Below are 13,625 nucleotides of genomic sequence, written 5' to 3'. Positions count from 1 at the left end.
CGCTCGGTCGTGAGGCTGGCGGTGGCGGTGGGATTTGAAGCGCCCGCAAGGCGTGTTGGACAAGTGCATCCTTGCGTGGACAGAAGGGGCCACTAGGCCTCTGACCTGCAGTATCACGGAGTTCCGCTCCCGCATTGCCTGGGCAGGTCCGGACTTGAGTGTGCTTAGATCTGGCACGTATCTGGCACGGCAGAGGCGGGTGGCCATGGCGACGAAGAGCACCGGCAGACGCGGTTTCGGCAACATCAGGAGGCTTCCGAGTGGGCGCTTCCAGGCCCGCTACGCCAGTCCCAGCGGACAGACCGTGACCGCCCCCGCGACGTTCACCGCGCGCATCGACGCTGAGGCTTGGCTCGCCGCCGAGCGGCGCCACGTCGAGGCACCAGAGACCTGGGCGTCACCGAAGGCGCGACTCGAGCTGGCGCGGCGGGCGGCCGAAGTCGATCGCCTGCCGACCCTGCGTGAGTACGCCGAAGCCTGGCTTAAATCGCGACGGAACAGCAGGGGTGAGCCGCTTCGCCCGACCACCCGGGACCGGTACCTGTCCGCATTGCGCGTGCATATCTACCCCACCTTCGGAGACGTCCCCCTCAATGAAGTCACCCGCGCCGCCGTCCGCTCTTGGCACGCGAATCTCGACGCGAGCCCTGTGACGAAGGCGCATGTGTACAGCACGCTTCGCACGATCTTCAACACCGCGGTGACCGACGACGAGCTCCTCGACAAGAACCCGGCCTACATCCGCGGCGCCGGCGCACGGTCAAGCCGCAGAGACGTCAAGCCAGCAACGCTGGACGAACTGGCCATCATGGTCGCTGCAATGCCGGCGCGACGGCGGCTGCTCCTCCTCCTGGCCACCTGGTGCGCTCTCCGCTCTGGTGAGCTCCGTGAGCTGAGGCGTGCTGACATGGTGCTCGGTCGTGACGACGCCGGCGAGCCGTTCGGATGGGTGCACGTCCGCAGGGGCGTCGTGCGTGCGAGCACCGGCGAAACGGCCCGGGGAACTCGCACGGCTGTGCATGTCGGGCGGCCCAAGACCGATGCGGGCATCCGCACGGTGTCCATCCCAACCTTCCTACTGCCCACCGTGCGCGAGCATCTCCTTCAGCACGCCTCGCCAGGAGAGAACGGCCTGGTCTTCTCGTCCGAGCGCGACCCTGAGGCCCACCTGTCCGAGGCGACCCTCAACGGCCGAGCCGCCATCCTGGACAACGACGGCAACGTGTGCAAGGCGGGCTTCGGCTGGCGAGAAGCACGGCGACTGGCGGGACGAGAGGATCTGGACCTGCACGACCTGCGGCATACCGGCGCTTCCATGGCGGGCGAGGAGGGCGCCAGTATGGCCGAACTTATGTACCGCCTCGGTCACTCCACGCCCTCGATGGCGATGAGATACCAGCACAGCCGGCTCGACCGCGACCGTGAGCTCGGACGCCGCTTGTCCGCGAGGGCCGAACGAGCGAGCGGCGACTGACGCGCCAGCGGCTGATCGGTCATAGCGGTTTCTCAAGTGCGGAGCTATACAGCGACGGCAATCCCCGGTCAATAGGTCGAACAGGTCATGGCGCATCGATCTTGCCAAGTGACACCGTGCGACCAATCTCGGAACGTCGCAGGAGCCCCCATGGACCTTGTATCGACATGCCCGTCTGGCAAGACCGTCACCTTCAGCTTCACTGACGATAGTCCCATCCTCAACGTCAATGCGTCGGCGCGGTTCGCCAACGGCAAAGCCGCCTTGAGTTTCCAGCTCGGGCGCCGTGGCTACTTCGAGTCGGCCTGCACTGACATGATCAAGTCCACCCTGCAGAGCCGATCGGTGCTTAAGGACCTTGAATTACTGGTGGCTGTCGGTGATCACGGCCTGGTCACCACCGCCGGCCTGCGCGGTCCACATCACGACGTAATCGCCGTCATTGGTGGGCCACCGATTGAGGCAGCGCAGGCGGCCCTGGCGTTTGCGGACTTTACGGTGTCCGACACGGCCACCGGCATGACGATGAAGCCGACACGCTCTGATTCCGTTCTAATCGCCGAGGACACCACTGTCATCGTCGAGGGACGAGGCGTACTGACCGCGTTGGTCGGAAAGGGCGCTCTGGCGGCACTCCCTGCGTGGCAGGGCACACCGACCCGATACGGAGAAGTCTGGCGCCGGAAGCTCGACCTCTCACCGGACGACGAGGCTACCGGCTACGAATACTTCGTAGGGTTCGACACCGTAGCCGCGCAGCTCACCCCCGGCAGTTTCGGTGACGACTCGAGCGCCGACTGGGCTGAGTGGCTCTACGAGCTGAAGTTGGAAGCGGCGTAAAGGGACATCGTGGACAGTACGACGGGACTCCTCATCTTCGCGTGGATCTTCCTCCTCCTGCTCTACTTGGGGTTAGCCCGCGTCTTGACCGAAGTGCGATCCCTGAGGACAACGGTTCACCAACTCCAGGCCAGTCAGACACGAGCCGCAGAGCCCGACGCCAGGCTGCCTGCTTCGTTGCCAAGCTCGGTCGAAGTCGTCGCTGTGCTGGACTCGACCTGTCGCGATTGCTGGGAACTCGCTGACGAGATCGGCTTGAACATCTCAGCGGGTCGGGTCGCGATTCTGACCTACGAACCCGAGTCGACGTGGCGCGACGGTGCACCCGGTGTGCCAGTCGTCCAGTCAGCCGACGCTTGGAGCTCGTTCGCACCGCTGTCGCCGCCAGTCCTGGCGCGGGTCAGCGCGGCAGGCCAGGTCGCCGAGATTTTCGCGCCGGTCAGCATCGAGGACGCTCGAAGCAAACTTCAACAGTGGTTACCCAACAACGCGGAGGTTCGGTCATGACCTTGGATGTCCGGTCAATCGTCTCAGCCAGCACCCAGCCTCCATCGCACGCTGGCACCCGCACAAGCTTGCGCAACCTCAACGTGCCGTCACAACGGAGGACGGTCCTTAAGGCTGTCGCCACGGCGTCGGTCGCCCTCGGGGGATCGTTCCTAGGAATGGTGACGAGGGCGGAGCCTGCGGCAGCCGAAACCAACCCCGGCGGCAATTTGCAGGGGTGGGACGACTGTCACCAGGGCTACCAGCCGGTCAGAGACACGAGCGGGCTCTACTACAACTGGCAGAACGCTTGCCACGGCGGTACGTATCGGAGCAGCGAGTATTGCAACGTCAATGGGTGGCACCGTCAGGATAGCTCAGGCACTCCTACGGTCACGTACGACTACATCGCCTCAAGTGACCGGTGCTGGGCCGCCAGCGACAACCACAATTCGTGGACGTGGTCGGCCAGTGCAAACCGCAATGGCAGCGGGACTCAGCATCCCTTCCGATGCTCGGACGGCAAGGTCATCGTTATCACTGCTGGCGGTTCGACACCCTACGACACGGTCTGCCGCTTCAAGAAGGACTAGCCGCGCCGCTGAGAATCGAATGATGTCCGCTCGGGCCTGGTCGGATCCGCGAATCGGTTGGGCGGTGGCATTTGCAGCCGCCACGGTCGGCGGCGCTGTGGCGGTAGAGCGCGGGTGGTGGGCGCTCCTCTGGCTGCCACTTGGACTGATCGCTGGCTACAGCCTCAGCGGCTCCACTTGAAGCCACAACTCAGCCGCCGTGCTGAGCGCGTCAGGTCGGCGCGCAGTCGTTCTCCCGTCATTCGCGGTCGGGCTCCAGATCGGGGCCGTGCTTGTCGCTGTGGTTGGAAGCGCAGCTGTAGCCGTTGCGATCGGCTGGCTTCCACGCCCTCGCGAAAGCGCGTGGGATCTCCTCTTGGCTGCAGTTGCCGTTCCCCTGGCCCTGCGCGAACTCGGTGTCCTCAAGTTCTGGTTGCCTGAGAACAGGCGACTGGTGCCGGAGACGGTGTTCCGGCTGGGGCCGGTCTTCGGATCGATGCAGTTCGGGATTGAGATGGGGACCGGGATGAGAACTTTCGTAACCAGCTCCGTTCCCTACATTCTCTTGGTCGACGCGCTGTTGTCCCGCAGCTTGGTCGTGGCCATCTACGCGGCGGTCGGATTTGCTGTTGGGCGGGCGCTCATGACAGTGCTCAGCGTGATGTCGGGCGAAGCAACAACCTGGGACTTCCAGTTCCACCGATTGCGGGCGTGGTCCCTTGCCGGACTGGTTGCATTTCTCGGCCTGCTAGCCCTCTACCTCGTGAGCTGAATCTCGGCAGAGGCTGGCACGTCCACCGCGTCGCCGGCACGGACACAGCTAAGAGCCGCTGTATCGCAGCTGACGATGATGGTCGGCCGATTCTTGCCCACTCGAGGTCCCTGAACGGGGAATTCAAACACCGAGTCACTGGTCCACACGAGCGACGTATATGCGAACAAGTCGTGAATTCCGTTAGACGCGAAGGACCGTGAATCACCGGACTGAACGTCAACGATCCCAAGGTCGTTGTCGATGGCGGTTCTGCCGTCCGGCGACACTGTGATGAACGGCTTGTCGTTGCAGCCGCTGCTAATCCGAGTCGCGCTGCCATCCGACTCGAGTCGGACAATGTCGGTGCACGGATTGTCGTTGCGGAACCCATACAAGGTCTGGGATGGGTACACGCCCGGGTTTGCCTGAAGCTCCACGGGTGACGAACCGGGATCCCAGAGATAGAGGTCGCTCTCCATCGTCGAGTAGATGATCCCATAGGGAGTCCAGGAGATGATGTTGACCGCCTTGGCGGGCACCGGAGCGATCAGTTCCATGGTTCGGGCATCGCGTACAGAATCCCCGTACGCGATTTGCGTGCGGTCCGGCGAGATCGCTTCGTTCTGCAGCGTGTAGTTCTTCGTCGCTGGAAGGTCTGCGATGTGGCCGTTCGGTGCCACAATCACGTACTTGCTGGTGAAAGCGCCGCCGCTTCCGGTGTGATCGGACTCTAGGAGTACAACGATGCCGTTGACGGTCTGGCCGACTAGCCCCGCTCCGGTACCAGGCAAGGAAACCGAGCCTGTGGGTGTGACCAGAGTCGTGCCTGCGAGGTAGACCAACGGGGTGCTTGTGCCTTTGGCGAGCGCCTCTGCCCACTCGTACTCGCTCTCCGAGGGCTCTTGGACCGCGGTCGGGTCGGTCGTTTGGTCCGTCGATGGCCCGGAGGAGTGCTCGCTGGTTTGGCCTGCCGCCGGTGGACTCGACGAGGGATCACCGACGTGTCGCCATACGCTGAAGGACCCGGCGGACACGGCAATCGCGCAGCCCACGGCGATCAGGGAGATCACGTTCGTGCGCCTGCGTCGCCGAGCATGTCCAGACGACAGCAAGGCGGCGATTTGATCGTCACGCAGGGTGGGTTGCGCGATCTCTGACATTTGTAGGGCTTCTCGGAGACGAGTCTCTTCGCTCATTGCAGCTCTCCTCTGTGGGCACCTTCGGTGCGCATCAATGGCTCGCCTCGGAGCCGACTCAAGGCTCTAGAGGTGTGTGTCTTGACGCTCCCAACCGAGATGTTGAGCGCTTCGGCAGTCTGTTCCTCGCTGAGGTCCAAGTAGAATCTGAGGACGACCACAGCGCGTTGTCTAGCCGGCAGGACTTGCAGGAACTCCCACAAGCTCGACCGGTCAGCGACTCGGTCGGACTCGTCGATAACCGGCCGATCGCCGTCGCGGTGAACATGGTCGGAGGGCTCGGCGAACGCCTTTCGTTGAGCCAGGCGGACCATGATTCGGCGCGAGTAGGCGTCCCGCAACTGCGGATCCTTCACACGCGTCCACGATAGATAGGTACGGATCAACGTCTCTTGTACGAGGTCCTCGGCCGCCTGTCGGCGGCCCGAACACAGACGCAGGGCCGTGGCGATGAGTACCGACGCACGCGTCCTCGCGTAGTCGGTGAACTCAGCGTCGATTGATGTGGCCAACCAGGACCTCCATGGTCGTCTGTTACCTCTATGAGCCCGAGAAGGCTCTCTCAGGTTGACACGATGACGGTCCAACTTCACGCTCTGCGAGGTCCGACCATCCTTGGAGACTGACGATGACACAGGCGCTCGGCACGGTTGGGATCGCGGCCGCGCTGATGTTCTTGATCAGCGGAGCCCAGACACTCCTGCGTTGGAGGACGCTGATGGCCTCGCTGCTCGCTCACGGGGTCCTGCGGTACGAACGGGCGCGATTCGCTGCGCGAAACCTGCCACGTCTGGAAATCATGCTGGGCGCGAGTGTTCTGGCGGGCTTCACTGCCGGCGACGCAACCGCGTGGCCTCTTCGGGTGGCCGCCTGGAGCTCGACCGTTCTCTACTTGCTCATGACCGCGTACCTGTTGCGGGTCCTGGTGCCCGGCCGCGCGCCGGCGGTATGCCACTGCTTCGGCGCGACCGAACCGCTGACTTGGTTCTCCGTCTTCCGCACGTTGATCGCCGCAGTAGGCCTGATGTGCCTGAGCGCGCTCAACGCCAATGGCGACGTCCCGACGGTCAGCATTCTGGCGGCCGGGGCGGGTGAGTGCCTGGTACTGATCACCCTGCCTCGCCTGATCTTCGCGGCTCCTTGAGCAGCAGAGTCAGCCTGACTGCGGGTCTGCTGCACGAGCTGGTGACAGGTTTGACCTGCCCCACCAGAAAGGTTCCAGTGCTGGTGGCCCCAATGCTGACGATCAAGGACGTCTTCTGAAGCAGCGAAAGGAAGGACTCCGTCGCAGCGCAAAGGCCGGTGCCGCGCCGCGACGTATGGATCCGATCATGGTGTGTGGCGGTTGAGGGCGTGGACGAACCTCCTGAGCATCCGAGATCGACGTTCTCGTGTGGCTGAAGGACGACGCCCTCGGCAACGCCCTCTTCAACTTCAGCGACGCGGGAGGCGTCGATGAAGGTGGGCACTGACGCGCGCCGCGTTCGCGGTCACTCAGGCTCAAGCGGGGCCGAGTTCGGTCCCTCTACCTCGCTCCCATCTCCGCCACTCGGGCTAACGCCGAACGAAACCTTCCTCCGAGAGGGCGCTACGCAGTGTGTCACGTGCGGATGCCAAGAGACCTCCAGGCCCCATGGTCGATCCACGCGCTCGTGGACTTCACCGGGTGACAGTCGCGCCGCTGTGCGAGGTGTGCACCGCCACCTGCGGCCGCACTTACTAGGGCCCTTACGACGTCACCGTGTCGACGTCCCGCCGTCGTCTCCACAGCAGCCGCGATGACGAGCGTTGACGGCCGCTGACAAGTCCGAAAGCCCGGCTCAACGCAATGCGATTCATAGGCCTCGAACCAAGCGGCACGCATGCTACGAAGGTCCGTAGATCGGTCCGCCCCTCGGGGCGGGCCGAGCGGCATTTCAAGGCTAGGTGACGAGTGCTGACGGGCGGTGACGAGGCCGATGCACGGTGGGATCAAGTTCTACAGCGGGTCCGCGGCCGCGGCGCGGTCCTATGTGGAGGCCGATCATTCGCGGGCCGACGACTACTACTTGGCAGAGGGCTCCGGTGTCGCCGAGCGCTACCTCGCCGGCCCGGGTGCGGTACGCCGGGTCGGTGACCTGGACGTGGCAACCTACGAGCGGTGGGTGGCCGGCTACGACGTGACCACCGGCGCGGCCAAGGACAGGCGGCGCGAGGACAATTCGCGGGCGTTGCGGTTCGTCGAGGCCGTGGTGAACGGGCCGAAGTCTTGGTCGCTGGCCGCGGCACTCCACCCTGATGTCGCGGCGGCCTATGACGCGGCGATGGATCGGGCGGCGGGTGAGGTGATCGGGTGGGTGGCCGAGCACGCCACCACCCGGCTCGGGCCACAGGGCCGACAGGTGCAGGTGTCTGTCGAACAGCTCGAAGCGGCGGTGGTGCGTCACTACACCTCGCGGGCCGGTGACCCGCACCGCCACCTTCACGTCCAGATCAACGCACGCGTTTACGCGCACGGTGCGTGGCGCGGGCTGCACTCGGTCGGGGTCCGAGACAGCATCGAGGCGATCAACGGGATCGGCCACGCCGCGGTGATGTGCGACCCGCAGTTCCGGGCCGCTCTGGCTGCCCGCGGCTACACCCTCGACAACGACGGAGAGATCGACCAGCTCAAGCCGTACATCGGGCGCTTCAGCCACCGCGCCGCACAGATCAACCGCAACACCGACCGATACGAAGCAGCCTGGCGAGCCGGCCACCCCGGCCAGGAACCCGGGCCACGGCTCCGGCAGGCCTGGGACCGGCGAGCCTGGGCCGACGCGCGGCCCGACAAGATCGCACCACGCAGCGGCGCGGACCTCATCGCCGCCTGGAACCACCAGCTACGCGAACTCGGCTTCACCCCTCCGGCCAGCCCGGCGACCGCGACCGTGACAGTGCCCGGCCTGCCGATCGGCCGGCTCAACCGCGACGTCGCCGCCGACCTGGTGCTCACCCGGCTCGGCGCGAAGCGGTCCGCCTGGAACGCGGCAGACATCCGCGGCGAGATCGAACGACTGGTCGCCTCTCTCGGCGTGGTCGCCGAGCGACTGGTCCGGCACGAGCTGGTCGAGGACATCACCGACCGTGCCCGCACCCGCTGCGTGCCGCTGCTGGAACGAGATGACGTCCCCCAGCACGTCCGCGCCTTAACCTCGCAGCGGGTGCTGGACGTCGAAGCAGACCTGATCGACAGCATCGCGGCACGCTCCGCACGACCCGTGAACCCCGCCCGCCGGGTCCACGGCATCGACCACCTCGACCCCGCTCAACAAAGCGTCGTCGCGGCCCTCGCCGGCGACGCCCGTCTGCTGGTGATCGAAGGCGCCGCCGGCACCGGCAAGACCACCACCCTGGCCGCCGCCCGCGACGCACTCGACGACACCGGCCGCCGACTCCTAGTCGTCACCCCCACCCTCAAAGCCGCCCAGGCGGCGGAGCAGCAGGTCGGCACCGACGCGTTCTCGGCCGCCTGGCTCATCCACCAACACGGCCACCGCTGGGACCAGGACGGTCACTGGTCACACACCGACGCGATCCCCGAGGCCCGCGCACGGCTACTCCCCGGCGACGTCCTCCTCGTCGACGAGGCCGGGATGCTCGACCAGGACACCGCCAGCGCACTGTTCACCATCGCCGACCAGGCCCACGCCACCGTCGCGCTCCTCGGCGACCGCCACCAGCTGCCGGCCGTCGGCCGCGGCGGCGTCCTCGACCTCGCCGCACGCTGGGCGCCACCCGCAGCCCGCCACGAGCTCGAATCGGTCCACCGGTTCACCGACCCCGCCTACGCCGACCTCAGCCTCCTCATGCGCACTGGTGAGCGGCCTGGTGAGGTCTTCGACGCGCTCCTCGACCGCGGCCAAATCGTCCTCCACGCCAGCGACGTCGAACGCACCGCAGCCCTCGCCGCAATCGGCGCCCGCGGCGCCGACAGTGCTGACACGGGGGACCAGCTCGTCATCGCCGACACCCGCGACCAGATCCGCGCGCTCAACGCAGCCATCCACGACAACCGCCACGCCGCCCCAAACCGACCCGGTGAGCGGTCTGGTGAGCGTGCTGGTGAGCCCATCACGCGTCGCGGTGAGCGGATCGGTCTGGGCGACCGGGTCGCTACCCGACGCAACGACCGTGACCTCGCCGTGGCCAACCGCGACACCTGGACCGTGGCCGGGCTCGGCGAGGACGGCAGCATGCTCGTCACCGGCCGCGCCGGCCACCGGGCACTCCCGGCCGAGTATGTCCGCGAGCACGTGGAGCTCGCCTTCACCACCACCGCCTACGGGGCCCAGGGCGAGACCGTCGACACCGCGCACCTCGCGCTCGGCGAGACCACCGGTGCCGCCTCGGCGTACGTGGGCATGACCCGCGGCCGCCACCGGAACGTCGCCCACCTGGTCGCCGAAACCATCGAGGACGCCCGCAGCCAATGGGTCGACACCTTCAACCGCGACCGCGCCGACCTCGGCCCCACCCACGCCGCCGAGCGAGCCGCCGACGCCATCGACCGCTACGGACCCAGCGCCCGGCCGCCCGGCGTCGTATTGCAGGCCGCGGCACTACGCCGGGGTCCTCGGCGCCCACCCGCACCGATCCCGGCCCCCAAACCCACCACCACGCCTGGGATCGGCCGCTGACCGACTTCTCGCAAGCTTCTCGCGTCGAAGGATCGCCGCAGCGGCCCAGAAGACATCTGTTGTCAGGGGGTCAGGTCTCGACAGCGGCGGTCACAGGTGTCCGATCCGCTGACCGCGATGTTGCTTCTCCAGGTGAGAGAGTCGCCGAACCCGTCGGCGGCCACGGCGAGAGGCAAAGCGATGGCGACACCCATCGGCATCCCGGATGACTGGGACGACCACAACCTGATCCTGTTCGAGGAGTTCTGCGAACTCATCCGCACACCGCAACGCACAGTCCGCGACTGGCGCCGACGCGGCGTCGGCCCGCGCTGGACGCGCTTCCAAGGTGTCGGCCGGCTCTACATCACCGTCGCCGAAGCCCGACGCTTCCTCGCCTCGGCCACCATCACCCGGGCGGAGGTCCGTTCCGATGGCTGACCGCCGCCCCATCCCGGTCTACCTCAGCCTCGAGGAAGCGGCCGAGACCATGTCCGTCTCGGTCAAAACCATCCGACGCTGGATCGCAGCCGGCACCCTCCCGGCCTACCGCTGCGGCAAACGCGCCATCCGAATCAGAGTCGAGGACCTCGAGGCCACACCACGCAAGATCCCATCCGCGCGGTGGTGACGAGGCTCGGGCCTGCCGCATACGAGCTCCGGGCGCCCCGGCCGAAACTCGAATCCTCATCCGATCGGCACCAAGCGCTCCCCTACCGACCCGACAGGCGGCCCAACCGAGCTCGATCTCCGTGGCATGCGTCCCGACGACTTGTGGGTCGAAATGGCGTGTCGAAAGGCGTGCGAGTCAGAAGTCTGAGCAGTCAGCAATGTTCAGCGGTGTTCAGCGATTCAACGTCGATCGGCATCGCTCGGTGGGGTCGCGGCAGTGGTTCTCTGCAGTTGTGCGGACGCTCTATGTGCCGGGCAATTGGTGAGCAATCTGGGCATGCCCATCGCTGCCGCCGACGTCACAACCCTCGCCGAGGGGTCGGCACGTCGCCTTGACGGTCATGGGGTGAAATGGCGCGTGACACTCGACTTGTGGGCGACGAGCCCACGAACAGAACCTCACTATCGATGCTTATGGCCAACACCGCCGTCCTGAGCAGTTCCAGTGAAGCGCTGGGCCATCGGCTGGCAGGACTCGAGCCTGGGCCCTCCTGCGTCCGCCGCGCCAGCTGGTCGATGACCTCGGCCTGGAAGTCGGCACAATCCGGGGCGCGGACCTACGCGAGCTCAAGGCGGAGGATGCGCGGATCTCGTCGAGGCGAATGCAATCTCCCATCAGGCGGTCCTAGCCGGCCCGCGAGCGGCTCGTCGCGACCGTACTTCGCCCATGCGCGAGCGCTCGGGGCGCCGGCCGTCGACACCCGCGATTTCGACTGAGTCCCGGCTCTCCAGCGCTCGATGTCGCGATGCCCGACGTCTGAGCGGTGGCGGGCGCCGTCCGATGGTTTGGTCGCCTCGATAGAGGCGAGGCGGCGGGTTGCGTCGGCGCCCGTCAGACCGGCCTTGTCAGAGTCAAGAACCTAGTGCAACATCATCTCGTCGTCAGGTTGCGACGGGGCGCGACCGCCAGTCATTGGAGATAGGCGGAGTTCAATATGGAGCACCGTAGCGCCCTGCTTCGTCGAGGGGTTCACTTCGCACTGGCGATCTTGTGTGCCTTCGGCTTGGTCGCCGCTCTTCCTGCGGTTCCCGCGCAAGCCACGAACTACGAGGGCTGTAGCTGGGGCCACCCCGGTATCTCCTACGTGAATAACACCTCGAGCGCATACCAAAGCCTGACTAGTGCTGCCCTGGTCAATTGGAGCAACCAGACCGACATGTCGTTCAATGCGGGTGGGTCCAATCCTGGCTTCAGCATCACTGACGGAGGCTTCGGGAACACGGGTTGGGATGGCATTACCTATTACAGTTGCTCCGGCGGAATATTCGTTAAGGGAATGCTGGTCCGAATTAACGGATATTACGCGGACGCGTACTCCGGTCAGAAGAAGCGGGCTGTGATTGGCCACGAACTGGGCCACGTTGTGGGCCTCGCTGACCGCAACATCGGCCAATGTCCCAATCGCTCTATCATGTGGGGCGACACATTTGGACGCTACGACGTGTGTGGAATATTTACGGTTCAAGCTGACGACATTCAGGGAGCCAACACCCTCTACTAGCCGTCATAGGTAGAGAGACATGGAAGGAGCATCCGATGCGAAGCGGACGCAGTGCAGTACTCGTTCTACTGGCCACTTGTGTTGCCGCGCTTGCTGGATGTGGTGACCAGTCGGCTCAAGATGCGACGGGCGAGTCCGCTGACACGTCCACCACGCCGTCTATCGTTCAGCATGTACAGGTGAGCTTGGTCAAGACATACGACAGCATCGACGAACTCCTCTCCGAGAGCACCCTGGTGGTGAGGGTCCAAGCGAGCGCGGACCAAAAGGAGGTCAGTGCGGACTCAGCGGGCACCGACAAGTTGGCGTCGACGCTTACGACCGTCAAGGTCTTGGAAACTTACGTTGGTTCACCGGACAGTAGCCTCACCATTCGGCAAAGCGGGTCTAAGGGAATGGTGTTCGACGGCCTTGCAGAATTGCTTGTGCCCGGCGACGAGTACATCCTGTTCTTGAAGCCGTTTAGCTTCGACCCAAAGGGGCCCGATACTGGTGAGTTCATCATCACCGGGGAGGTCGGCGCGTATCAGTTGCAGGAGGGAAGGTTTAAACTAACGGCTAAGAGCGCGCCCAACTTGCCAACGTCGGTCGACGCGGATAACCCGCTGGGTGACTGACTGAAGGGGCCCTTCACGATCGAGAGTGTGGATAGGGCGCGCCCTGAAAACCTGATTTGGCGACGAGTGCCTCGACGCATCGACAACGTCGAAGGCCGGCAACAGGCCGTAGATCGGGTCTTGTTCGGGTGCAGGCCCCGTCGAAGTTGCGCACATTCCTGCCGGTCGTTCACCCAGGAAACGTGCACGCGTTCGATGCGCTTGGCCGACACGTCATCGCTGGACTGACCAGCAGGCCGGTGCGTGTGGTTGCGATGGCTAACACCGCCCACGATGAGGTCGCGCAGCGGCAGGACCAGTTCGACCAGGAGGGTGGCGCGGACAACGGGGACCGTTGGCACGGGTGTGGCCAACTCGTCCTCGGTCGGCCCGGAGACGACCGCGCACAGGGCCTCGGCCTGGCCACCGATCCGGGCCGCGAGCTGCAGGTCACCGGCGTGGCCGGCGGCGAGTTCACCTACCACCTCTACTTGGCCGGCGCGATCGGCCCCATCGTTGTGAGAACCGTTCTCAGGTGGAGGGCTGCGTGCGCAGGGAACAATCTGGCACGTATCTGGCACGTGTTAGACCCCTGAGCATCCCCGGGCCGTATGTTTGCAGGTCAGCGAACTAATGACTTGGCGGTGGCGGTGGGATTTGAACCCACGGTGGGCTTGCACCCACACACGCTTTCGAGGCGTGCTCCTTAGGCCGCTCGGACACGCCACCGCCGGAGAGGGTACCCCGGCACTGCGGGGGCGCTGAAATTCGCTACGGCGTCGACGCGGCGTCGCTCGGCGACGCGGACCCGTTGCTCGATCCGCTCGGGCTGGTCGACGGCGAGCCCGCCGGCGACGAGGACGCCTCGGTGGGGCTCGGGCCGGACGCGGAGGGCG

The 13,625-nt window shown here is 65.6% G+C and carries 13 protein-coding genes and 1 tRNA gene; 11 read left to right on the top strand and 3 right to left on the bottom strand.

What is annotated here, in order from left to right; translation table 11 throughout:
• Nucleotides 1–205 precede the first annotated feature (205 nt).
• The 4 genes from VFV89_RS12110 (at nucleotide 206) to VFV89_RS12095 (ending at nucleotide 4,144) form a co-directional block, all read left to right on the top strand.
• Nucleotides 206–1,474: a site-specific integrase gene (locus tag VFV89_RS12110; RefSeq protein ID WP_329706195.1), complete on the top strand. Its 1,269-nt coding sequence runs from the start codon at nucleotides 206–208 to the stop codon at nucleotides 1,472–1,474.
• Between the two features lie 150 nt (nucleotides 1,475–1,624).
• Nucleotides 1,625–2,314: a hypothetical protein gene (locus VFV89_RS12105; protein ID WP_329706194.1), complete on the top strand. Its 690-nt coding sequence runs from the start codon at nucleotides 1,625–1,627 to the stop codon at nucleotides 2,312–2,314.
• 9 nt (nucleotides 2,315–2,323) lie between these two features.
• Nucleotides 2,324–2,821 carry a hypothetical protein gene (locus VFV89_RS12100; RefSeq protein WP_329706193.1) on the top strand — a complete coding sequence of 166 codons (498 nt, stop codon included), beginning with the start codon at nucleotides 2,324–2,326 and terminating at the stop codon, nucleotides 2,819–2,821.
• 927 nt (nucleotides 2,822–3,748) lie between these two features.
• Nucleotides 3,749–4,144, top strand: a complete 396-nt coding sequence (locus tag VFV89_RS12095; protein WP_329706192.1) for a hypothetical protein — start codon at nucleotides 3,749–3,751, stop codon at nucleotides 4,142–4,144.
• Here the strand turns inward: VFV89_RS12095 and VFV89_RS12090 are convergent.
• Together VFV89_RS12090 and VFV89_RS12085 are read right to left on the bottom strand one after the other, a co-directional pair.
• Nucleotides 4,129–5,322 carry a hypothetical protein gene (locus VFV89_RS12090; protein ID WP_329706191.1) on the bottom strand — a complete coding sequence of 398 codons (1,194 nt, stop codon included), beginning with the start codon at nucleotides 5,320–5,322 and terminating at the stop codon, nucleotides 4,129–4,131. The genes VFV89_RS12095 and VFV89_RS12090 overlap by 16 nt on opposite strands.
• Entirely contained in the window at nucleotides 5,319–5,915 is a 597-nt protein-coding gene (locus VFV89_RS12085; RefSeq protein ID WP_329706190.1) for a SigE family RNA polymerase sigma factor, read from the bottom strand. The genes VFV89_RS12090 and VFV89_RS12085 overlap by 4 nt, the downstream gene beginning before the upstream one ends.
• A 35-nt stretch (nucleotides 5,916–5,950) precedes the next feature.
• Here VFV89_RS12085 and VFV89_RS12080 point away from each other — a divergent pair, with 35 nt between their 5' ends.
• From VFV89_RS12080 to VFV89_RS12050, 7 genes are all read left to right on the top strand, one after another.
• Nucleotides 5,951–6,466, top strand: a complete 516-nt coding sequence (locus VFV89_RS12080; RefSeq protein WP_329706189.1) for a MauE/DoxX family redox-associated membrane protein — start codon at nucleotides 5,951–5,953, stop codon at nucleotides 6,464–6,466.
• Between the two features lie 814 nt (nucleotides 6,467–7,280).
• A complete protein-coding gene (mobF, locus tag VFV89_RS12075) occupies nucleotides 7,281–9,980 on the top strand; it encodes a MobF family relaxase (protein WP_329706188.1) in 2,700 nt (899 codons plus the stop codon).
• A 96-nt stretch (nucleotides 9,981–10,076) separates the two neighbouring features.
• On the top strand, nucleotides 10,077–10,400 hold the full coding sequence (locus VFV89_RS12070; RefSeq protein WP_329706187.1) for a hypothetical protein: 324 nt from the start codon (nucleotides 10,077–10,079) through the stop codon (nucleotides 10,398–10,400).
• Nucleotides 10,393–10,590, top strand: coding sequence for a helix-turn-helix domain-containing protein (locus VFV89_RS12065; RefSeq protein WP_329706186.1), 198 nt, complete (start codon nucleotides 10,393–10,395; stop codon nucleotides 10,588–10,590). Before VFV89_RS12070 ends, VFV89_RS12065 begins: the two co-directional genes overlap by 8 nt.
• Before the next feature lie 976 nt (nucleotides 10,591–11,566).
• Nucleotides 11,567–12,133, top strand: a complete 567-nt coding sequence (locus tag VFV89_RS12060; RefSeq protein WP_329706185.1) for a hypothetical protein — start codon at nucleotides 11,567–11,569, stop codon at nucleotides 12,131–12,133.
• A 179-nt stretch (nucleotides 12,134–12,312) separates the two neighbouring features.
• Complete coding sequence (locus VFV89_RS12055) at nucleotides 12,313–12,750, top strand: hypothetical protein (protein ID WP_329706184.1); 438 nt, start codon at nucleotides 12,313–12,315, stop codon at nucleotides 12,748–12,750.
• Nucleotides 12,751–12,932: 182 nt separating this feature from the next.
• Nucleotides 12,933–13,325, top strand: a complete 393-nt coding sequence (locus tag VFV89_RS12050; RefSeq protein WP_329706183.1) for a hypothetical protein — start codon at nucleotides 12,933–12,935, stop codon at nucleotides 13,323–13,325.
• A 43-nt stretch (nucleotides 13,326–13,368) separates the two neighbouring features.
• Here VFV89_RS12050 and VFV89_RS12045 read toward each other — a convergent pair.
• A tRNA-Ser gene (locus VFV89_RS12045) sits at nucleotides 13,369–13,458 on the bottom strand.
• Between the last annotated feature and the right edge of the window lie 167 nt (nucleotides 13,459–13,625).

The sequence above is a fragment of the Nocardioides sp. genome, from assembly GCF_036274455.1.
Taxonomy (GTDB): Bacteria; Actinomycetota; Actinomycetes; order Propionibacteriales; family Nocardioidaceae; genus Nocardioides.
Note: the sequence above shows the minus strand (reverse complement) of the source record. Positions and strands in the feature narration are given on the sequence as shown.

Bases quoted from the DNA above. Each gene is read 5' to 3' on its own strand.
- VFV89_RS12060 (WP_329706185.1), top strand. From the start codon at position 11,567: ATGGAGCACCGTAGCGCCCTGCTTCGTCGAGGGGTTCACTTCGCACTG.
- VFV89_RS12105 (WP_329706194.1), top strand. From the start codon at position 1,625: ATGGACCTTGTATCGACATGCCCGTCTGGCAAGACCGTCACCTTCAGC.
- VFV89_RS12090 (WP_329706191.1), bottom strand. From the start codon at position 5,322: ATGAGCGAAGAGACTCGTCTCCGAGAAGCCCTACAAATGTCAGAGATC.
- mobF (WP_329706188.1), top strand. From the start codon at position 7,281: ATGCACGGTGGGATCAAGTTCTACAGCGGGTCCGCGGCCGCGGCGCGG.
- VFV89_RS12080 (WP_329706189.1), top strand. From the start codon at position 5,951: ATGACACAGGCGCTCGGCACGGTTGGGATCGCGGCCGCGCTGATGTTC.
- VFV89_RS12110 (WP_329706195.1), top strand. From the start codon at position 206: ATGGCGACGAAGAGCACCGGCAGACGCGGTTTCGGCAACATCAGGAGG.
- VFV89_RS12065 (WP_329706186.1), top strand. From the start codon at position 10,393: ATGGCTGACCGCCGCCCCATCCCGGTCTACCTCAGCCTCGAGGAAGCG.